Origin of the sequence: Ancylomarina salipaludis (genome assembly GCF_004122035.1) — a bacterium.
GTDB classification, from domain to species: Bacteria; Bacteroidota; Bacteroidia; order Bacteroidales; family Marinifilaceae; genus Ancylomarina; species Ancylomarina salipaludis.
The window spans coordinates 1-22,356 of sequence record NZ_SAXA01000019.1; the positions used below are offsets into that span (position 1 = coordinate 1).

Annotated in this window: 14 protein-coding genes and 3 tRNA genes; 2 read left to right on the forward strand and 15 right to left on the reverse strand. The window is 36.7% G+C overall.

The annotated features are described in order from the left end of the window. Nucleotides 1-711 precede the first annotated feature (711 nt). The 14 genes from EO244_RS15335 to EO244_RS15400 form a co-directional block, all read right to left on the reverse strand. Entirely contained in the window at nt 712-1,761 is a 1,050-nt protein-coding gene (locus tag EO244_RS15335) for a potassium channel family protein (RefSeq protein ID WP_129255572.1), read from the reverse strand. 65 nt (nt 1,762-1,826) lie between these two features. After that, nucleotides 1,827-3,104 (reverse strand): DUF2851 family protein, encoded by a 1,278-nt coding sequence (locus EO244_RS15340; protein ID WP_129255573.1) that lies wholly within the window; start codon nt 3,102-3,104, stop codon nt 1,827-1,829. Between the two features lie 117 nt (nt 3,105-3,221). Then, nucleotides 3,222-4,049, reverse strand: coding sequence for an orotidine-5'-phosphate decarboxylase (gene pyrF, locus EO244_RS15345; RefSeq protein ID WP_129255574.1), 828 nt, complete (start codon nt 4,047-4,049; stop codon nt 3,222-3,224). Between the two features lie 107 nt (nt 4,050-4,156). Then, nucleotides 4,157-5,242 carry a peptide chain release factor 1 gene (gene prfA, locus EO244_RS15350; RefSeq protein WP_129255575.1) on the reverse strand — a complete coding sequence of 362 codons (1,086 nt, stop codon included), beginning with the start codon at nt 5,240-5,242 and terminating at the stop codon, nt 4,157-4,159. A 229-nt stretch (nt 5,243-5,471) separates the two neighbouring features. Beyond that, nucleotides 5,472-6,641, reverse strand: a complete 1,170-nt coding sequence (locus EO244_RS15355; RefSeq protein WP_129255576.1) for an AIR synthase related protein — start codon at nt 6,639-6,641, stop codon at nt 5,472-5,474. A 108-nt stretch (nt 6,642-6,749) separates the two neighbouring features. Then, a complete protein-coding gene (locus tag EO244_RS15360; RefSeq protein WP_129255577.1) occupies nt 6,750-8,825 on the reverse strand; it encodes an OmpA family protein in 2,076 nt (691 codons plus the stop codon). Nucleotides 8,826-9,051: 226 nt separating this feature from the next. Further along, a complete protein-coding gene (locus EO244_RS15365; RefSeq protein ID WP_129255578.1) occupies nt 9,052-11,241 on the reverse strand; it encodes a glutamine synthetase III family protein in 2,190 nt (729 codons plus the stop codon). A gap of 265 nt (nt 11,242-11,506) precedes the next feature. Further along, nucleotides 11,507-12,562 carry a hypothetical protein gene (locus tag EO244_RS15370; protein ID WP_129255579.1) on the reverse strand — a complete coding sequence of 352 codons (1,056 nt, stop codon included), beginning with the start codon at nt 12,560-12,562 and terminating at the stop codon, nt 11,507-11,509. A 47-nt stretch (nt 12,563-12,609) separates the two neighbouring features. Further along, nucleotides 12,610-13,785 (reverse strand): metallophosphoesterase, encoded by a 1,176-nt coding sequence (locus EO244_RS15375; RefSeq protein WP_129255580.1) that lies wholly within the window; start codon nt 13,783-13,785, stop codon nt 12,610-12,612. A 172-nt stretch (nt 13,786-13,957) separates the two neighbouring features. Beyond that, nucleotides 13,958-14,683: a histidine phosphatase family protein gene (locus tag EO244_RS15380; protein ID WP_129255581.1), complete on the reverse strand. Its 726-nt coding sequence runs from the start codon at nt 14,681-14,683 to the stop codon at nt 13,958-13,960. Nucleotides 14,684-14,728: 45 nt separating this feature from the next. Continuing rightward, entirely contained in the window at nt 14,729-16,111 is a 1,383-nt protein-coding gene (locus EO244_RS15385; protein WP_129255582.1) for a sigma-54-dependent transcriptional regulator, read from the reverse strand. Nucleotides 16,112-16,398: 287 nt separating this feature from the next. Further along, nucleotides 16,399-16,471, reverse strand: a tRNA-Phe gene (locus tag EO244_RS15390). A gap of 24 nt (nt 16,472-16,495) precedes the next feature. Beyond that, nucleotides 16,496-16,568, reverse strand: a tRNA-Phe gene (locus EO244_RS15395). Between the two features lie 30 nt (nt 16,569-16,598). Next, nucleotides 16,599-16,671 (reverse strand) — tRNA-Phe (locus EO244_RS15400). A gap of 125 nt (nt 16,672-16,796) precedes the next feature. Between EO244_RS15400 and EO244_RS15405 the strand changes: the two genes are divergently transcribed. Beyond that, nucleotides 16,797-18,017: a M16 family metallopeptidase gene (locus EO244_RS15405; protein WP_129255583.1), complete on the forward strand. Its 1,221-nt coding sequence runs from the start codon at nt 16,797-16,799 to the stop codon at nt 18,015-18,017. After that, nucleotides 18,017-18,658 carry an O-methyltransferase gene (locus EO244_RS15410; protein WP_129255584.1) on the forward strand — a complete coding sequence of 214 codons (642 nt, stop codon included), beginning with the start codon at nt 18,017-18,019 and terminating at the stop codon, nt 18,656-18,658. Before EO244_RS15405 ends, EO244_RS15410 begins: the two co-directional genes overlap by 1 nt. A 70-nt stretch (nt 18,659-18,728) precedes the next feature. On the opposite strand, the gene EO244_RS15415 is transcribed toward EO244_RS15410, so the two are convergent. Continuing rightward, a complete protein-coding gene (locus tag EO244_RS15415) occupies nt 18,729-22,181 on the reverse strand; it encodes a PEP/pyruvate-binding domain-containing protein (protein ID WP_129255585.1) in 3,453 nt (1,150 codons plus the stop codon). Nucleotides 22,182-22,356 lie beyond the last annotated feature (175 nt).

Below are 22,356 nucleotides of genomic sequence, written 5' to 3' on the forward strand. Positions count from 1 at the left end.
GCCAGGATCAAACTCTTCGTTGTATAAAAAACTTATAGTTAATCTGCTCGTGGATAATATCTAAGTTATTTCGTAAATCTAATTGACAAGGTTATTATTCTTGTATTTACCTAACTTTATTCTACTTTCAATATTTTCAAAGAACTTGCGTTCAAAATTTCTTCTCTGTTTTAACGCTGATTACAGCGTCAAAGCGGGTGCAAAGATAACAACTTTTAGTTTTTAAAACCAAATAAAAATTGAAGTTTTTTTTTAGAAAATTTATTTCCGTTTTTACCTCAGATTTTCATCGTTACCCTGCCAAATTTTTTAAGAACTCTTTCGCTACAAAAGCGGCTGCAAATATAAGAAACTTAATTCTAACTTTGCAAATCAAGATTCGTTTTTTTTGAATTTTTATTTTCAATAAAATCTGGAGATAAAAAATGAGAACCCGATACAAAGATCAAAATTCTCAGCACTCCCGAATCGAGAGGTTGTTTAGTAGGTGTAAATAATCTTTTAAAAATAAAAAATTCCTACGACCACCCTACCACTGCCTATAAAATACTACTAAACAACCATTTTATAAATCCACTCTCCGTTGAAAGTGGCTACAAATATAAGGGCAAAACACTGTTATTTCCAAACGTTTTCAAATAAAAAATCATCAATAAATCATATCCTATTGATTTATTGATGATTAATGCTGGAATAAAATTCAAAGTATTTTTATCTGGTCAATTTCCCTGTATTAAGAAGTTTATTTAGCCGAGCTAATTGCTCCGAATCCCCCAATACAAAGAGCTGAAATTTTTGGTCAAGTATAATATCAGGTGAAGGGTTATAAATATAGTTTCCCTCATCGTCTTTTAAACCTATAATATTGGCACCTGAGACATTTCGCACATTCAAATCTAAAATTGATTTTCCTACAAAACAATTTGCAAGATTGGAACATGAAACTTCTATAAGCTTCACCCCTTTGATTGATTGGAGCAAAATCTTATCCAAAAACTCAATAACGTCAGGCTGAGCAACTAATTTGGCCATCTGCTTTCCACCAAGCAAATCAGGCATTATCACATTATTTGCCCCTGCACGTTTCAATTTATTATCAGACTGCAGCTTAGATGAACGAGAAATAATTCTGATTCCAGGACTCAACTCTCTGGCAGTCAGGCAAACATAGACATTTGCAGCATCATCCGGGATGGCAGTAATCAGTGCTTTGGCATTTAAAATATTTGCAGATGTTAAAACCTCTTCGAGGGTAGCGTCTCCTTGAATAAACAAAAGCTCAGGAACCATACGGATTTTTTCAATACTCGATTCCTTGGAATCTATCACGACAACCTGCTCGCCATGATCAAGTAATTCAAGACTTGCCTGACGTCCATTACGCCCAAAACCACAAACAATAACGTGATTGCTAAGTTTCTCAATTTTTCTAGCCACTCTATAATCTTTTAAATTCCTACGAAAAACACCATCTAGTATAAAACGGGTTACTGCTGAAACAATATAACCAAAGATACCAAAACTGATCAGAATCAAGAATATTGTAAATATCTTACCATTATCAGTCAGATCATGAACCTCTTTAAAACCTACCGTTGAAATGGTGATTACGGTCATATATAATGCATCAATAAAACTATACTCGCTATTGAGATGCATATAACCAACAGTTCCAATACTAATAACCACCAGCATCAATAGCAAAGCAAAACTCAATGTTTTAACATTCTCCTCCCAGACCTTTCGTCCTTTTAATGACATTGTTCAAATTTATATGAAAAATAAAATCTAATGTAATCAATCTTATCTAATCACAATAAGTAAAATTACATTTGTTCTAAACGAATGATTCGATTTCCCAACTCGCATTCCAAACACCTAAACGCATTACAATACTCAGACTTCAGATGCAAAAGAGATTGTGAATCATATGCCGATTGCAATTTCCCCCCTATCTCCATCCAGGTATTTACAATCTTATTCTTTTCATGTTTTAAATTTTCAAGAATAAATAAAGCTCTATCGACATAAATGGGGTTTCCTGTTTCTTTACCATAAACGAATAATATGGGAACAATTGCATTAATTATTAAGATATCAATAGTTGCCTTCCCCATAACTTTAGGCTTATAATCAGCTTCTTCACCAAATCGATAATGCGTTTGCCAATAATGAGAAGCCTCAAGCTGAAACAAAGCATAAAAATCGGCGACATTATCTATCTCTATAATCTTAGAAAATAAAGATTGTGATTTATATATCAGATTAGCCAATTGCGCAATCCGAACAGTAGGAAAATTGACCGGATGCAAACGCATAAATTTCCATCTGTCCCTCTCTATAGGCCTTAGATCAAATTTGCTTCTCAGAAAATTATATTCTGATTGCAAACTTAAATAATACAAATCATCCGGAATTGTATCCTGAAGCAGCCCTGCCTGACCAAATAAGATAGCCTCCAATTGCAAAAGTGAGTTCTTTTGCTTGGCAAAAGCCTTCAAAGGAATTGAGCGAGCCAACTGTTCAAAAGGATCCGCATTAAGTTTCATTCCAAAATAGCGGGCTAAAATCTGATAAAAGGTTTCTTCCCACGAATTGGAATTTAGCTGATAAACCTGTCTTATATTATCAGCCTTTCTCTCCAACCTTTCCAACAACATCCTATCAAGCCAATGACTTACAAAAAAACTATTCAATTTTAAAATATCCTTTTGGCAAGGAATCCACAACTGAGAAGACATTAATGATTGATATTTATCCAGATACTGATTGGGAACTGTCAACTCCAAACTGGGCAACAACCGACCATTAGGTAATATCACATCAACATCATTCTCATAAACAACATGCAATATGACATTATTGTATGCAGCATCGGTATCGTGATGATGCCTGTACCAATCTGAAGACTTCAAATGCATTTCAACATTCCCAACCCAAAGTAAGCCATCAATCTTTATATGTGCTTCAAAAAAATCCGGTCCCGAATCCCTATTCAAACGTCCCGTATCAATGAGGCACAACTGATGTCCTTGACATGAGCATAAGTTTTGATCATCAAAGAGGCGAAAATTCCAGATATAGTGTAGGAAATCCTCATTCATAAATCAGATTCTGAGTTCGTTAAACAGAATACTAAATTTATGATATGATTTTTAAGAATGCAACAAAAAAAGCGATGATCTTGAGACCATCGCTTTCCTAACTTTTTAATACCGGGACTATAAAATCCCTTTAGCATCCATTAAAGCTGCCATTTCTTCCTGAAGTTCAAGTGCTTTTTCGCGAGCTACTTCAGCAAATTTCAGCGTTGAATCTGCATAAATAATACCACGCGATGAGTTAACCAACAAACCACAATGATCGTTCATCCCGTATTTTGCAACTTCTTGCAAACTGCCTCCCTGGGCACCTACACCCGGAACCAATAAGAAATGGTTTGGAGCAATCTTACGAATATCAGATAACATTTCTGCTTTTGTAGCACCCACTACATACATCATATTATCCTGAGAACCCCACTCTTGAGATTTCTCAAGAACCTTTTCGAATAATTTCTGCTCCCCCTCCTGAAAAAACTGGAAATCGAAAGCTCCTTTATTGGATGTCAATGCCAACAGAATCACCCACTTATCTTTATAAGAAAGGAAAGGTGTCACCGAATCTTCACCCATATATGGGGCAACGGTAATTGAATCGAAAGGCATATTCTCAAGAAAAGCGCTGGCATACATTTGCGAGGTATTCCCAATATCACCACGCTTAGCATCCGCAATTAGAAATACTTCCGGATAATTTTCCTTGATATAACAAACTGTTTTCTCAAGAGACAACCACCCTTTTGCCCCTTTGCATTCGTAAAAAGCAATATTAGGCTTGTAAGCGACAACCAAGTGAGCGGTTGCGTCAACAATGGCTTTGTTGAATTCGAAAATTGGATCTTCCTCTGTCAGTAAATGCGCCGGAATCTTTTTCTCATCAGTATCCAAACCAACACATAAGAAAGATTTCTTTAATCTGATTTGCTCGAATAAAGCTTGATAATTCATTTGTAGATAATTTATTAAATGGTTGTTTTTATTTCTTTATTATTAATGACGCATTTAAAATGCAATCAAAAAAAAGGCAGTAGTTAAAAACCACTGCCCCAATATCTCTATAAACCACTTTCTTTAAGTCGCTCTGCATTCTCCTCAACCTGAAGTTTATCGATAATCTCTTGAATATCGCCATCCATAATTGCACTCAAATTATACAGAGTCAAATTAATTCTATGATCGGTAACACGACCTTGTGGGTAATTGTAAGTTCTAATTTTAGCCGAACGGTCACCAGTTGATACCATCGTCTTACGTTTAGATGAAATTTCATCCAAATATTTTTGATGCTCCATCGCATAAATACGAGAACGCAGCTCAACCAATGCCTTCGCATAATTCTTAAGCTGAGACTTTTGATCCTGACAAGTCACCACAATTCCGGTTGGATTATGAGTCAAACGAATAGCCGAATAAGTTGTATTTACCGACTGTCCACCAGGACCTGAAGAACAGTAGGTATCCTTACGGATATCACTTTCTTTCACATCAATATCGAACTCCTCTGCCTCCGGCAATACCGCTACAGAGGCTGCACTGGTATGCACACGACCTTGAGTTTCTGTCTGAGGGACACGTTGTACACGATGTACACCTGATTCATATTTCAAAACACCGTAAACACCGGTACCAGTTACATTCAAAACAATTTCCTTGTAACCACCTGATGTTCCTTCACTACAAGAAGACATAGATACCTTCCAGCCTTTACTCTCGCAAAATTTGGTATACATACGGTATAAATCACCTGCAAAAATACTAGCCTCATCCCCGCCAGCACCAGCACGTATCTCCAGAATTGCATTTTTAGAATCTTCAGGATCGGCAGGTACCAAAAGCAATTTAATATTTTGCTCCATTTCCGGCAACTTCACCTCAAGCTCTTCCAATTCCATTTTTGCCATTTCACGCAATTCCTCATCACTTTCAGTGGCTAATATTTCTTTTGATTCGGCAATAGTTTCAAGTGCATTTCTATACTCTCTTGCAGCAGAATCAACCAAATCCAATTCTTTATATTCTTTGCTCAACTTAACAAAGCGTTTCATATCACTCATTACCTCAGGATCGGTAATCAATTGACTAACCTCCTTAAAGCGGATAAAAACACCTTCCAGTTTTCCTAGTAACACATTATCGCTCATTCCTATAATCTCTTAAAATTTGCACAAAATTAGGAAAATAAAATCACTTTAATTGACTTGAACCTCATTATTAGAATATTTAAGCTTTATTACAAATCATAATAAGTAGTTAACTTCAATATTCTCACCCTTCTAAACAAAAATTCAATTTTCATTTAGTTCTCGATTCCAAATACAAAGAAGCCGATCATCCAACAAAAGAATGACCGGCTCTTATAATAGGTTCTATTTAATATTCGAATTTACCGAATTCGCTTTCAATCGTCAATTTTTTACTGTCCGAAGCTTCAACTCGTCCAACAATTTTAGCATCTACATTAAAACTTTTCGAAATTTCGATAATATCATCTGCAATTTCTGCCGGCACATAAAACTCATAACGATGTCCCATGTTGAATACCTTATACATTTCATCCCATGAGGTTCCACTTTGTTCTTTAATCAACTTAAACAAGGGAGGAACGTCAAACATATTATCTTTAACAATATGAAGATTGTCTACAAAATGAAGAACTTTTGTTTGCGCTCCACCTGAACAATGAATCATACCGTGAATTTGTGAACGGTACTTATCCAAAACAACTTTTACAATAGGAGCAAAAGTACGAGTTGCTGATAAAACCAATTTTCCAGCGTCGATATCAACCCCTTCAACCGCATCAGTTAATTTGCAATTTCCTGAGTAAACCAAATCTTCAGGAACCGATCCATCAAAACTTTCAGGGTATTTCTCTGCAAGGTATTTTGAAAAAACATCATGACGAGCAGAAGTCAAGCCATTTGACCCCATACCTCCATTGTAACTTTCTTCGTATGTTGCCTGACCAAATGAAGACAAGCCAACAATAACATCACCCGCTTGAATTTCTTCATTGGTAATAACATCCTCACGTTTCATACGACAGGTTACAGTTGAATCAACAATAATCGTACGAACCAAGTCACCCACATCAGCCGTTTCGCCACCTGTTGAATAAATATTAACACCTAGCTTACGATACTCTTCGAGTAATTCCTCTGTTCCATTAATAATTTCAGAAATAACTTCACCCGGAATCAGGTTTTTGTTGCGACCAATTGTCGACGAAAGCAGGATATTATCAACGGCACCTACACAAAGTAAATCATCAAGATTCATAATAATTGCATCCTGAGCAATTCCCTTCCAAACTGATAAATCACCAGTCTCTTTCCAATACATATAAGCCAGAGACGATTTTGTTCCTGCTCCGTCAGCATGCATGATATTACAATAGTCTTCATCTCCGGTAAGGTAATCAGGAACCACCTTACAAAAAGCCTTAGGATAAAGCCCTTTGTCAATATTTTTTATCGCATTATGCACATCTTCCTTCGATGCGGAAACGCCTCTTAAGTTGTATCTTTCGTCTTTTCTCATGGTTGGATAGTAGTAAAAAAAGCGCCCTGCTTGGCAGAACGCTTTTGTTATTTTTTTGCCGTCGTAAAGTTAGTATTTTTTCCCTTTAACGAAAGCCCTATTCCTCAACTATCTCTTCGATCTTTTTGATCTCTCAAATCCTGACTTCGGCTTCTTATCAATTCTCTTAATTTTGATTTCAGTTCTTCTGTTCATTTGAAGAGCAACTTGCTTTTGTTCATCCGAACTTAACTTATCTATAAACTCTTTACTCAAAACATCACCTACTTTCAAAAATGGATATTTATCCTGTCCCTCTTGTTTTACGACCCAAGGCTTGTTTTCTCCATAACTCAAGGCCTTCAGCCGAGCTGAAGCAACCCCTTCGTCAACCAAATAATCAACACAAACCTGTGCCCTCAACTTCGAAATACTGTCGTTTACCTTTTCATTGCCTACGAAATCGGTATGCGAACTCAGCTCAATGAGAATATCAGAGTGCGTTTTCATTGTTTCAACCAAATCGTTCAAAGCCTCTTTGGCCTCATCAGTCAAAACCCATTCGTTGAATCCAAACAATACATTCTTCAATCGGATTGGCACCCCAACACCTTTAAGCTCAAAGTTCAGATCAACATTCAACTTCTCATCAATATTTCCAGCTTCGACAACTTTCTTTTCCGTAAGAAAATCATCACCTGAAACTGTCACTGTATATTTTGTATTGGCATGAATTGGCAATTTAAATTCACCTTTTTCTCCCAAACGAATATTCGATTTCTCTCCTTTATCTGATTCTACTTGCACACGAACTCGCTTACCGGCTAAACCTTCGTCGAAATGAATTTTACCTTCAGCTATTTCTATAATCGTAGGATCAATCTGAAGCTTCTCAAAAGAAAAGATATCATCATTCCCCTTATTTCTCGAAGATGCAAAAAGCCCTTTATTCTGACCTGGCTGAAAAACAATGCTAAAATCATCAGCTTCAGAATTTATCGGGTATTTCATATTTTCAACATCCCAAACCTGATCTCTGGGCTTTGCAACATATAAATCCAAACCTCCCATTCCATCTAACCTGTCGGACGCAAAATAAAGCATTCCATTATCACGAATATATGGGAAAAGCTCATCTCCGGCAGTGTTAATATCTGATCCCATATTGATAGGACTTCCCCAACTTCCACCTTCCGACTTCACCATCCAGATATCATTTCCACCATAACCGCCTGCCATATCAGAAACAAAATACATCGTCTCTCCATCTGATGAGATTGAGGGATGACCAACAGAAATAGAATCAGGAACCAAATCCACCTTCTTCAATCCGATCCATTCATCTCCCTGCATTGTAATACTATAAATCTTAGTCCCACTATCCTTTTCATCCGGATTACGAGAAGATGTAAAATACATCACATTTGTTTCCGGGACAATACAAGCTGCCCCGTCATTTAGTACAGAATTTATACTATCTCCCACACTCACAGGCCTCTGCCACGCAAACTCGTCCTTCAGTACCGTTTTCACATCAACAACCCGACCTCTTTTATTCTTAACATCCCGCTTAATTTCATTGGTATATTCCGAACGAAAGAGATTCGAATATCTATCACCCGTTACGCCATCCTGCCTAATTCCCAAACCACCTTTTCGTGTACTGGTAAAAACAATCATATTTGTATCACCACCAAAATACATAGGCGCAAATTCACTCGATCGCGTATTGAGCTCATCCATTGGACGTATTTTATAAGCCTGAGGATTCTCTTTCCATTCTTTTATTCTATCAAAAACACCAAGCAATCTTTCCTCGTCTCCTCTCGAATTTTCAGGAACATAATCCCTATAGATGTCAAACGTTTCTTGCGCATCTTCAATATCTCCGGTCTTTATCTCTACCTGAGCCAAATGAACCAACGCCTCCGGGAAAGAATCTCTTCTACGAACAGCTTTTTTATACCAACTAGTTGCTTTTCTTGGGATATTAATCTGTTCGAAACAAAGTCCTGCTTTATAGGCCACATCCGATCTAAAATCATGATCTTTCGATTTGTTATAAGCCTTATCAAAATACGACTGCGCTTTATGATATTGCCCTTTATCGAACATTGCATCCCCTTTTCGAGCGTAATATTTGGGCGAACAGGCCATATTAAACAACAAACAAAGACTTAAACTAGCAGCGATTAAAAATCTCATATTAAAATGGTATAGATGATTCAAATTATAACTTAAACGTCCAATTTAGGAAATCCTGATAAAGATACAAAAGCTGATAAGCTTTTCTCTTCAATCAGATATATTAATATTGATAAACACACTGAACCACTATTTTATTATATCCAGAAACAAAAAAAAGAGAGAGTCCCAATAAGAAACTCTCTCTTTTAGCGATTATCTAAACTAAATAGCCTGAGAAGACATTTTAGTTATTAAATAACAATTCTCTATACTTAGGCAATGGCCACATTTCATTATCAACCACCAACTCCAATTTATCGATATGGTAACGGATCTCTTCTAAATAATGACAAACTTTCTGATCGTAAGCAAAAGCAGATTCCCTTATATCCTCAATAAGGTTACATTCTTTACGTGCTGCTACCATTTCAACAACCATTGCTTTAATTGCAGAGATATGAGACGATATTTGCTTAATCAAATCTTTTCTGGCTCCTGCTAATTCTTCAAACTCACTGTTGGTGAAAATATCTCTTAAACCCTGAACATTCTGTATCAATTTTGTCTGATAAGCCACTGCAACCGGAACAATGTGGTTAATAGCCAGATCTCCAAGAACACGAGATTCAATCTGGATTTTCTTTGTAAACTTTTCCATCTCAACCTCAACACGAGCCTCAAGTTCTTTTTCGGTCATCACCCCACTCCCAACAAGAGCCTTTTTCGATTCGGGATCCAAATATTTAGATATAGATTCAGGTACACTTGTAATATTGGTTAAACCTCTTTTTTCAGCTTCTTTAACCCAATTATCTGAATAACCATCACCATTAAAACGAATTGGTTTTGATTCGATAATCATCTTCTTCATCACCTGAAAAATAGCCTCATCTTTCTTAATTCCTTCTTCGATTAAGAAATCTACCGAAGCTTTAAATTCATTCAACTGAACTGCAACCGCAGCATTCAAAGCCGTCATTGCAGCAGCATTATTTGAACTGGATCCTACTGCACGAAACTCGAATCGATTACCGGTAAAGGCAAAAGGCGATGTACGGTTGCGATCGGTATTATCCAAAATAATCTCAGGAATACGACCAATACCCAATTTCAAAGCCGTCTTTTCATCCGGAGTCATTTTTCTTTCCCCAACTTCCTCAACAATCATATCCAGCATCTTGGAAACTTCGTCACCTAAGAATACAGAGATAATTGAAGGAGGTGCCTCGTTTGCTCCCAAACGATGACTATTTGAAGCTGTCAGAATTGATGCACGCAACAAGTCCTGATTCTTATATACCGCCATCAGTGTATTCACAACAAAACAAAGAAACTGAATATTCCCTTTAGGATTTTTACCCGGAGCTAAAAGCACGACTCCTGTATCAGTTCCCAATGACCAGTTATTGTGCTTACCTGAACCATTGATTCCTGCAAAAGGTTTTTCATGAAACAAAACCCTGAATTTATGATGACGAGCAACCTTCTTCATCACATCCATCAACAGCTGATTGTGATCGTTTGCCAAGTTTGCTTCCTCATAAATTGGAGCCAACTCGAATTGACTTGGAGCCACCTCGTTATGACGTGTCTTAACAGGAATTCCCAATTTATGGCATTCCAACTCAAGTTCCATCATAAAATTAGTCACACGCTCAGGAATCGAACCAAAGTAGTGGTCATCCAATTGCTGATCTTTCGACGAAGAGTGTCCCATAAGTGTACGCCCTGTCAAAGCCAAATCCGGACGAGCCTGATACAAAGCTTCATCTATTAAGAAATATTCCTGCTCCCAACCCAAATTGGTGTGAACCTTAGTTACATTCTTATCAAAATACTGACAAACACCAACGGCAGCCTCATCAACAGCAGCTAAAGCCTTTAATAAAGGCGTTTTATAATCAAGCGCTTCTCCAGTATAAGAAATAAAGACAGTTGGGATACAAAGGGTTGTACCCACAATAAAGGCTGGCGAAGATACATCCCAAGCCGTATAGCCTCGGGCCTCAAATGTCTGACGAATTCCTCCTGAGGGGAAAGATGATGCATCAGGTTCTTGCTGCGTCAGTAAATCTCCTGAAAAATTTTCAATCATATGACCTCCGTCACCGTAATCGATAAAACCATCGTGCTTTTCAGCAGTTCCATCGGTTAGTGGCTGAAACCAGTGTGTGTAATGCGTAACGCCGTTCTCAATCGCCCAGGCTTTCATTCCTGCAGCAACACCCGAAGCCATTTTTCTGTCAATAGCGCCACCATTCTGATTAGCGTCAATTACAGCCTTAAAGGCTTCTTTAGATAAATACTTTCTCATAGAGTCTGTATTAAATACAAGCTCTCCATAATAATCGGTCACCTTATTTGAAGGCAAATGCACTTCTTTAGGAACTCTTGACAACAGCTCTGTTAAAGCTTGAAAACGAATAGTGGACATGGTTATTTGGTATATAAGTTAGAAAAAGGGGTCTTATTTAGAAAAAACATATTTTTCAGAGATACACCCCCACAATTCACAGTACAAAGATGAGAAAAATATTTTATTTGGCAAAACACATCCAATTTAATAGGGGTTATTTTCAGAAAAAACAACATAAAACGACAAACACCCCTATCAAATCAGGGGTGTTCAATTTTAAATCAAATATTAAGAAGATATCGATTTCAAAAGAAAACAGAATCTATCGGCTTAAGCACATAGGCTAATAATCACTCGGTATTTTCTTAGCATTCTTCATGAGAAAATCCCTGACATCTGATTTTGATGAGATTAAATCATAGAATTCAGAAATGTAGGCTAATAATTTAAGGCGATTATCATTGTCTAAATAAGTAAAGTCTGAAATAAGAGAATACAATTCATCTTTGTGGTCGAAAAATTCCTGAAATGCAGCTTCGAACTCTTCTTTAGTCCATTGATAGCTTTTATAACGTCTTTGATATTTCGCATCTAAGTCAATCTGCGGATCGGGCACAAAATACTCCTGACCAATTAAGGCACACCAATCGAAATCATAAGGAATAGCTACAGGCAGACTGTTATCATCAACTGACATCAGATCTATATTATGCAAACGGGACACATCCCAATCGGAATTACCAACCATGTATTGGAACAAAGACAAAACCAACATATTCTCTCGAAGAACCTGGTATTGTTTTATATTTCGAAATTTCAGTGGATGACGCCCAATCCGTTTAGCCATCTGCAACCTATCTTCAACAAAAAAACCAAAACGCTGAAGCGTATCCAGCTTATACGTGTCGATAAAATTGACTCTAGCCAAACGAACCCGATAACTGTAATCCGTAAAGACATTATACATCTTATATACTAAGAACTCTTCAAGCGTATGCAATTCATAGTCTTTCTTGAAATTTTGACAATGGCTAACGTACTTAAGTTTATCTTGACCTTGAAAAATAGTTCCATCTACTTGTTTTGCATGAAACTTAAAACGTAAAGGCGGAAAATCGCAGGTTTGTTTTCGAAGACGGAAGCCTCCTCTTGGTTTCAACTTAACAGCCATATCCGAAAACGCACATGAGGGATTTTTCACAGTCAACTGTGCATCATGAAAAACCCGATCTTCTGAGAGGTCAGCAAAAAGACTTAGAAAATTAGCTTTGAGATCAATTTCCAAAGGAACATCATTATCAAACAGGCCTACCAATCCAAGACTATCCTGAGTTTGCACTCCGGCAAAAACAAACATGCCAGACTGCATCAGAAACAACAAAATTATCAAACGCCTCATTGCCTTTATTTAAATCTAATTTTAAAAAAAGAAAGAAGTCGACTCTGCTATTTTATATACTCCTTCTCTCCATCTAATAAACAGCGATAAAAATGATCGCCGACTATTAATAATATCTGTGGTCGAAATTGCAGATACCCCATTGGAACATTAAGGGCACATATTTTTTTCTGATAGAAAAACCTTATCTCATCAAGCTCGGTATGACCAAACATGATCTGTTTCGCACCATAAAAACTCAAAACCGCATCTAGTTCCTCATCTGTTATTTTAGAATAATTCCTCGACGCCCTCATATACCCCCGATACCACAATGGATTTCCTGGAAAATAAATCTTTTGTTTCAACTCTTTAGCCGACATGCTTTTGGCATTGAGCAAACTGTATCGAATATCCTCGTTAATTTGATCAATCGATAAATTCTTTTCAACCACATCATGTGATAAACCGCCATGAACAAAAAGCTTATCGTTTATTTTCATTACTGAATTCAGAGATCTCAACCAACGCCCCATATCTGTATTCTCAGCAAAGAAATTATAATAATTTGTTAGCAAACGCTTACTCATATTCTTATACTTACCCGATATATACCGGGTATCCTTCATCAATATCATCACCTCATGATTTCCCAATATTAAATGAACTCTCCCTCCTTTTTCTCGAGCTTTTCGAGATAAGATTCGAATAAAATACAAGGCTTCAGTCACCTCATCACCTCTATCAAAAATATCGCCAACAAAAACGAGATGATTCTTCCCAAACTGCCAATTGCCCTTTTCATCAATGACTTGATTGGCAACCAAAAGTTTCTTCATCGTATTAAATTCACCATGAACATCCCCCACAACCATAATTGAATCGACTCCGGAATACTCCGCCTTAGGCGACACAAACTCTTTCTCCCTAAGCCAATAACGATTTTTATCGCCGTATAAACCCTTAAACTGGATCGAATCTTTCTTTAGCTTTACAATCTTTTCTCTAACATCTATTGAATTCTCTGCATGCTTGTGCGAGATATACCAAACCTTTACTTTATCATCTGTCAACCAAAAAAAATGTGGTCCATCGATATAATCAGACAAATTAACCTTTTCTACATCCCCACTGAATATTTTATCATACGAAGAAAAAGCGCCTGAATCTAACTGTTTTTTCTTCTGAGCCTGCAAAACACCAACACACAAAAGAACAGACAGAAGCAGAACAAGCCTCTTCATCTCAAAAAATGGTTTTATCAACCCAATAATATTTATCAATACCAATACCAAAACAACCAATCTTCTCTAATACAATTAAATACACAAAACTCACTCAATACTAAGTGTTCACACAGGTACACAAGTGTTCATTAGCGCACATTAAAAACAAACGTAAATTGGGTACTAAGCTTTAAAGCGGAACCACCTTTTGTAAAATAGTTGCTCCCAAATTTAAGTGTCCCTTTTTTTGGACAATAGTCCAACCTCGTCTTTTCAATTCTTTTGCAATAGACGCATTTATCATGCCATGCCCTACCAAGATAGCAGTTTCTTCCTGATTAGCAAGTTTTTCTAAGTTGTCAGCCGAAAAAACAACACGCTCTTTCGCTTTTTTTAAACTCTCAATTCCCCGGTGATTAAAACCCAAAAACCAGGACATCCGACTAACGCCTTTCCACAAATCCAATGGTAATTTTATAATAGACTGGGCATTTACAATCTTCAACTCAAATTCTCTAAAGACACTATCCGATACAATTGGATAAGAATTTCCAAATAACCTCAAGGCGGTTTCTTGTGAACGTGGTAAGGAAGAACAATAGATTTGGTGCGGCTTAATTAATTCGATACTCACATAAGCTGAAGGTAATTCGCACACAGGAGCACTGTTATAATTATCAAGATAATTCTGAGCCTGATCAGCAGAACAAAAGAACCTCTTCTTCAAATTAGGCTTCGCATGTCGAATTAGATAGATCTGCAGAAGACGTTGACCTTGCTTCTGAAACTGATTTTGAAGGAGCTCATCGATATCTTGAACTGTAGTAAAAGGCAAATCAATCTTAGCCTGTTGAGCTAATAAAGCTACAGTTGAAATGTGAAGAAAAAATACAATTTGAAAAAGATATTTCAGCATACACGAAAATAACAAATCTAAGCGATATTACACTTCGATTACAAACTATCCCACACCTTCAGGAATAACAATCTTGAATTTCTGCAGCCTCCTATGCAAAGCATTCCAATTCAAATTAAGAAGTTTGGCGGCTTTCGTTTTGTTATAATCACATTCTATCAAAGCTCGAACAATGATATCTCGCTCAATCAAACCCAAATCAAAACTGTTGATAACAGCAACACGTTCATCTTTCTCGGCAATAACCGATGGGAAATGATCCAGATTTAATGTATCCCCTTCACAAAGAATAACCGCTCTTTCAATCAGATTCGACAACTCTTGAGTATTTCCGGGAAAACTATATTCCATCAGCTTTTGTTCTGCAAATACATCAAACCCATGAATAATTTTCCGCATTTTCTTAGAAAAGTGACGAATAAAATAATTCATCAATAAAGGAATATCTTCCTGTCTATCACGAAGAGGAGGAATATTCAGATTATAACCGTTTAATTTTTGAAGCAAGTCGGAACGAAGGGTATTGTTTGCTTTCAACACCTCTAAATCAACAGAACAAGCCGTAATTAAACGAACATCAACATCCATCTTTTTTCTTGATCCGATCTTGGCATATTTTTTATTCTGGAGTACTGAGTTCAACTTTCCTTGCTGATAAATTGACAAATCAGCAATCTCATCAAAGAAAAGAGTCCCTCCTTTAGCAATCTCGAACCAACCCAATTCATCTTTTCGAGTCCCTTTTACCACTGCCTTATCGTAACCAAAAAATTTTGTTTCAAACATAGCATCAGTCACAGCAGCCGTATTAATCGCTGCAAAATGTTTATTACTCCGACAGCTTAAATTATGAATCCTGCGAGCGATGGAATCTTTGTACAAACCAATCTCCCCGGTTATAAATACAGATATAGAATCATCCTTAGCCAATTCTTCCATTTGAGATTGCATATATTGCATTGACTCACTGCAATAAATCAGACCAAAAGAATCTTGTTCATTTAGTTTCCGGGTCAGAAAAGAATTGTACCGTTCCATTTTTTTGCTCTTCTTTTTTAAGGAAACAAAATTCTTGGCACGTTCTATTGATATTTTAAGCGTTGTATAATCAAACGGTTTCTGCAAAAAATCAATAACTCCGGAATCAAAGGCATCAACAATATGCTGCTCTTCAATCCCTCCACTAATCATGATAACATCTGTTCCAGGATGAAGGGTTTTCACTGCCTTTACAACCTCAACACCATCCATCTCAGGCAAGCTATAATCACAAATTAAGACATCGATTCTTTCATTCGATAGCAGGTCAAAAGCATCAGTTGGGCATAATGCCGTAAAGACAACAAAGTCTTCCTCCAGCCTTTGGGACGCAAGCTTCAAATAAACAGGATCATCATCAAGAATTAATGTTCTTAATTTATTAGTCATGCAATTTCGGTATCAGGATTAGTCTTACAAAAAAAATCTACGAACCAAACCATAGATTCATAGGTACATAATTAATTTAAGCCCTAAATAAACAGGGTAACTAAATTACAATTTTTATAAATCAAACACCTAACTTTTAACACTTAAAGTTTATTTTTTTTCAACATAAAACCACAACCATCTAATACATAACAATAAACTGAATACAAAAAATATAAATTTGGGAAATACTCAAAGGAGAAAATATAGGGTATAAAAAAAGCCGATCTGATGATCGGCTTCTTGGGTGGTGCCACCTGGAATCGAACCAGGGACACATGGATTTTCAGTCCATTGCTCTACCAACTGAGCTATGGCACCCAATGGGTTTCAAAAAATAATAAGTGGTACCACCTGGAATCGAACCAGGGACACATGGATTTTCAGTCCATTGCTCTACCAACTGAGCTATGGTACCCTATTATAATTTGTGTTCAAGTTTTAAGTGTGGTGCCACCTGGAATCGAACCAGGGACACATGGATTTTCAGTCCATTGCTCTACCAACTGAGCTATGGCACCGCTTTACTTGAGCGACACAAAAGTAAGCAAAAAAATATCGCCTCCAAATAAATCTTCGAAAATAAACAGGTATTTTAATCGATATATAAAGTTCTTATTACCTTTGCAGCCTAATAAATCTCAATATGCTTTTCGAAACTCACACATTATCAAATGGTATCCGTTTAATTCATCGTCAGGTGGATCAAAAAGTAGCCCACTGTGGAATCATTCTAAATACCGGCTCTCGTGATGAAACTGATGCTGAATGGGGAATTGCTCACTTTATAGAGCATGTTATCTTCAAAGGAACGAGCAAACGTAAGGCCTATCACATTCTAAACAGAATGGAAGATGTGGGGGGAGAACTCAATGCTTATACCACAAAAGAGGAGACTTGTATTTATGCAACATTCCTTGACAAAGATTATAAACGAGCGTTAGAATTAATTAGTGATATTACTTTTAACTCCACTTTTCCTGAAAAGGAATTAGAAAAGGAAAAAGAGGTTGTTCTGGACGAAATCAACTCTTATAAGGACAGCCCCTCGGAATTGATTTTTGATGACTTTGAAGATTTAATATTCAAACACCATCCCATCGGACGAAATATTTTGGGAACACCTGAAAACATCAAAAAATTCACCAAAAAGGATATCCAAAACTTCATAAAAAATCACTTCCACACCGATCAAATGGTTATTTCCTCTGTTGGAAATATCTCGTTTAAGAAGTTAATTAAAATAGTAGAAGCTTTCTTTGGAGCTATTCCGGAAAACACTCGTACAAACAAAAGAGTAAAACCACAAATATACAAACCCAGAACGCTAGTAGTAGAAAAGAATACACACCAGCGCCATTGCATTTTAGGCAATATTGCCTACGATTTAAATGATGACAAACGTATCCCTCTCTCTCTCCTGACCAATTTACTGGGAGGACCAGGAATGAATTCACGCTTAAATTTAAGTCTTAGAGAAAGACACGGCTTGGCCTACAATATCGAATCGAACTATTCGCCTTATGTTGATACCGGTGTTGTCAGTATTTATTTTGGCACCGACAAAGGCTATCTGGACAAATGCCTGTCTCTTATTTACAAAGAAATGGATTTGCTCTGCACAAAAAAACTCGGAGCGATGCAATTAAAACGTGCCAAGAACCAAATTCTTGGTCAGATTGCCATTTCCTGTGAAAACAACGAGAACCTGATGCTCAGCGTTGGGAAAAGTTATCTTCTTTATGACAAGATTGATTCTCAACAAGTTATTTACGATAAAATTGAAAGCATTACTGCAGAAGAACTCCTTGAAGTATCTAACGAGATATTGAACAAAGACAATTTGACCACTTTGATGTATAAATAATGATAGAAGTAAATAAAGCACTAGAAGACTATATACTCAGACATTCTGAAAAAGAAGAACAGATACTTAAAGATCTCAATAGAGAAACTCACCTAAAGATGCTTCGTCCAAGAATGCTTTCGGGGCACTTACAAGGTAAATTTCTAAAGATGATTTGTCAGCTCCAAAAGCCTAAGCGCATTCTGGAAATAGGAACTTATACGGGATATTCTGCCATCTCGATGGCGATGGGAACATCATCTGATTGCCAAATCCACACCATTGATTGCAATGATGAACTTGAACAGTTTACAAGAAACTTTTTCAAGCAATCCGGTTATGAAGATCGAATCACATTTCATATTGGCCAGGCTTTAGATATCATTCCTCAGCTTGAGGGCGAATTCGATTTGGTTTTTATCGATGCCGACAAACGCCAATACGTTGACTATTACGAGGCCATTTTTCCACAATTAAAGCAAGGGGCTTTTATTTTAGCTGACGATGTTTTATGGGATGGTAAAGTTTTGGAAGATATCGATCCGAATGACAAACAAACTCAAGGCATCTTGAATTTTAACGATCACATTCAGAACGACGATCGTGTAGAAAATTTAATACTCCCCATTCGTCACGGACTGATGATGATCAGAAAAAAATAAATCAACTTAAATGAGATTAAGAAAGTTCCAGGATTGAGGTCGACTCATTTTGGAACTTTTTTATTTAAACTCATGAATTGGTTACAACAACAAGCCGCTTTTTCCCATCCATTTTAATCGTGATTGGTTTCTTAAATCGCACATGCTTAATTGCCCCATCAGCCTCAATCAGCTCTTGTTTCTTAAGAATATCATATTCAATATGTGAAGATTCGGAGTGGTGATAAACCGAACAATACCCAATATTCATCGATGTGACATTATGAAAAAAATGTGAACCTGAAGAAGCTTCCAAAGGATAATCTTTATAGCTCGTTTCAACAATCAGTTTGGATCTGGAAATATCCTTCCATTGCACAGGAATACCAATCCACTGATCCCGGGTTCCCCAACGTCCCGGCCCAATTAGGATATAATACCGATCTTCATGAGCCATTTTTTGATTGATTGCAGCAATTTTATCCGCAATTTCTACTGTCATGTCTTTCTTAAATAGGTCCGGATCAATAAAAATTACATCTCTGATGCCTTCGACCAAACCATTCCCCATTCCGGTATCTGAAAACATCATACTTTCCGAAGGATTAATTGTATCCAAATCGATATTATAATCGTCAGCACCTGCCACCAACGGTTTTATTTGCAAAATATAAAAAGACGATCTCCCCTCCTCATCCCGATTTAAATCGACAGAAAATTCCATTTCAACAGCTGCTCCCATTGCTTCTTCTATAATCTCAAGCAGAGTTCGAATTGTTTTAGCCAAAGGGATATAATCGTATTTTAAAATATTGGCAAAATTTATAATTCGAGGTCCGTACTTATCCAAACCTGGGCTAATTGTATCATTTTCGGCATCATAAACTGAGGCACAGTGAGTCAAAGTTCCATGATCTTCGGCATCATCAATATCCAATCGAATAAGTCCGGCAGTATCTCCTTCGAGTAAGTTCAATTCTTTTTTCCTGAGATTTATGGCATAAAATTCAGTCTGAGAATTTTTAAACTGATCTTTAGGTGTATTATTCTCACTTGCCGGGAAGGCTGGTGAAAAACGATAGGCTTTTTCACCATCAACCACATACTTACCCAACCCAACAGCCAAAACAGCAAACCCTTCCTCAGGTTTCATATGCCCGTAAGGGTAATAATTATACGATTGCGCAACGCCACTAATATGCGGATAAAAATAATCGCCATACACATTACCCACAACTTCCTGAATAATGACTCCCATTAACTCTTCATCAACAGAATAATTATTCCCGTGAATGCTGGTTTGAGATTCATTAGAGAAAACGGATGCATACACCAATTTAATTGCATCCAAAGCCTGTTGCAACCGAATATTTAAATCCGGATTACTATTGGGTAACAAATACGTCTGGAAAATTCCGGCAACCGGCTGCTGAAGGGAATCCTCAAACAAACCAGAAGAACGAATTGCCAAGGGTCGGTCAAAATTCGACAGAATATGCTTAACTCTATTTTTTAATCGGGATCTCAAATCACCTTCCAAAAATAATTGCTGAATTTCTTCATAATTCGATGCCTGTTTTATTTTATCGAGTAAATCATTACGCTCTATAAAATTCAAATACTCATCCACACCAATAACAGCAGTCATTGGTGCTTTCACATTAATTCCAGGCACGTAACTACTCAGATTCAGATTATAAAGCATCGAGTTTATGAAAGCCAATCCTCGTCCCTTTCCACCTAGTGAACCTGATGACAATGCCACTATATTCTCCTCATTAAAGCCTGGTTGAGTTTTAAAAGCTACAATTTTCCCCTTCTGTTTTTCATTACGAAACTCATGAATCATGTTTATCAGATATGCCCTAATATCTTCTGCTGATTTAAAATCTGTCGTCTTATAACGGGCAATCATCTTTGCAATCTTCACCTCGCCACGAGCCATTAGCCACAAAGAAAAATTGTTCCGGTTAGCATGATAAATTAAAGATTCAGCCGGAATATTATACAAATGTTCTTCAAACTCCCTTAACGACTTAGCCGTTACAATAGGATCACCATGAATATTTTTATACACGAAATCGCCAAATCCTAAATACTGTTCGATAAAAGAACGGATATCCTGACGCAAATTATCCGAATTTTTCTCAATAAAGCTACATTTTAAATCCTTGGCATAAGAAGCATTCTCAACATCCGAGGATTGCAAAACAGCGGGTAAATTGGGCAATTCACTCCTAATTTGCTCCACCAATTTAATCCCCGCTTTCTCGTCCATAACATCATGCACTCTGAACTTCACATCGGAAATCAAACAAAGCAGATAGTCCTTATATCGATTGAAGATAGATAAAGCTTCGTCATAATTCGAAGCCATGAGAATTTTAGGACGGGCCCGCATCCTGAGGATTTTATATTGAGGATCCGTGATCACATCATCAATAATTCTTTGAGTTTGGGCCATTACACTCTGATAAAGCATAGGTAAGTAACGGGAGTAATATTTTGCAGAATCTTCAACCAGAAGGATAACTCTAACCAGTCCAACATCAGTGTCATTTTCAGCGTTTACCTTATCCTCTAAACTTTTAATCATGGCGACAAAAACCTGTGACTCACCATTCCAAACAAAAATTTTATCAACACTACTTAAATCATAGTGTTTTTCCTCATAAAAACTAATATCAACATCGTTATTCAGTAAAAGAAAAATTGATATATAAGGAAACTCTTTCTTGACCCGATGACTAAGCTCTATAGGTGTTTTTTTATCAACACCTACCATTACAATTATCATATCAAAATGTTTCGATCTCAGTTGTTTCAACGCCTCATCACAACATGAAACACCTGTTACCCTTGGCATGGATGATAAATTCAACTGATGATATTCATCAAAAATCTGCTCGGTAAACCGTCCTTCCCGTTCAATATTATAAGCATCATAAAGATTTGCTACCAGCAAAATCTCTTTAACCTTAAAAGGCATCAAATCGTGATATACATCCCGATCAGCATTATTCCTATTCAGATAATCATTCAACAGATTCCTATTCTCAACCCGAACAAAAGGTCCCTCTATGTATGGATCATCAGAATACTCTTCATCTGTTTTTGTTATCAAATATTTCCCCGCTTCGGTGTTTATATACCCCGAAATCATATTCGATATATTATCTATCAGATCGCGTTCCTCTTTAAGAAAAGGACCTTCATACAAGTCTTCAAACTTTTTATTGTAAAAAATTTCGATCAGACCCTTTCTCTTATCAATACAATCAAAACTTTGACTCAAAACCCATGGCGAATCACTAAAATCCGGACTTAAATATTGGCGACCATCAAAAGTAATACGCGTCGACGTATAAGTAGGATACTGCATAGCCTCCTTTAAAATAAAGCTAATATGCTGTAATGTATCAGGAATTGATTGTGCTTCTTTAATAATACCTGTGGTTTTATTAATAGCCGCCAATTCCTTCAATCGCTCAATATTCTCTTTAGCTAAACGAGAAACTTTTCCTTTATCTGATTGAGATGTCATAAGTCTGTATTTTGTGCCCTTTTAAATTTAACAAAAAATCAGATCATTTAAAATCTTGACTCTCAAGTATTTATTTTTTACCTTTAATAAGAAATCTACAACAACCAGATTTTTCTTATCCAACGAAAATCAAGATTATTAATGAGACAATAAATTCGTTTTTCCAACCTAATAC

Coding starts and splice junctions, on each gene's coding strand:
- EO244_RS15335 (WP_129255572.1), bottom strand. CDS start 1,761: ATGTCATTAAAAGGACGAAAGGTCTGGGAGGAGAATGTTAAAACATTG.
- EO244_RS15340 (WP_129255573.1), bottom strand. CDS start 3,104: ATGAATGAGGATTTCCTACACTATATCTGGAATTTTCGCCTCTTTGAT.
- pyrF (WP_129255574.1), bottom strand. CDS start 4,049: ATGAATTATCAAGCTTTATTCGAGCAAATCAGATTAAAGAAATCTTTC.
- prfA (WP_129255575.1), bottom strand. CDS start 5,242: ATGAGCGATAATGTGTTACTAGGAAAACTGGAAGGTGTTTTTATCCGC.
- EO244_RS15355 (WP_129255576.1), bottom strand. CDS start 6,641: ATGAGAAAAGACGAAAGATACAACTTAAGAGGCGTTTCCGCATCGAAG.
- EO244_RS15360 (WP_129255577.1), bottom strand. CDS start 8,825: ATGAGATTTTTAATCGCTGCTAGTTTAAGTCTTTGTTTGTTGTTTAAT.
- EO244_RS15365 (WP_129255578.1), bottom strand. CDS start 11,241: ATGTCCACTATTCGTTTTCAAGCTTTAACAGAGCTGTTGTCAAGAGTT.
- EO244_RS15370 (WP_129255579.1), bottom strand. CDS start 12,562: ATGAGGCGTTTGATAATTTTGTTGTTTCTGATGCAGTCTGGCATGTTT.
- EO244_RS15375 (WP_129255580.1), bottom strand. CDS start 13,785: ATGAAGAGGCTTGTTCTGCTTCTGTCTGTTCTTTTGTGTGTTGGTGTT.
- EO244_RS15380 (WP_129255581.1), bottom strand. CDS start 14,683: ATGCTGAAATATCTTTTTCAAATTGTATTTTTTCTTCACATTTCAACT.
- EO244_RS15385 (WP_129255582.1), bottom strand. CDS start 16,111: ATGACTAATAAATTAAGAACATTAATTCTTGATGATGATCCTGTTTAT.
- EO244_RS15405 (WP_129255583.1), top strand. CDS start 16,797: ATGCTTTTCGAAACTCACACATTATCAAATGGTATCCGTTTAATTCAT.
- EO244_RS15410 (WP_129255584.1), top strand. CDS start 18,017: ATGATAGAAGTAAATAAAGCACTAGAAGACTATATACTCAGACATTCT.
- EO244_RS15415 (WP_129255585.1), bottom strand. CDS start 22,181: ATGACATCTCAATCAGATAAAGGAAAAGTTTCTCGTTTAGCTAAAGAG.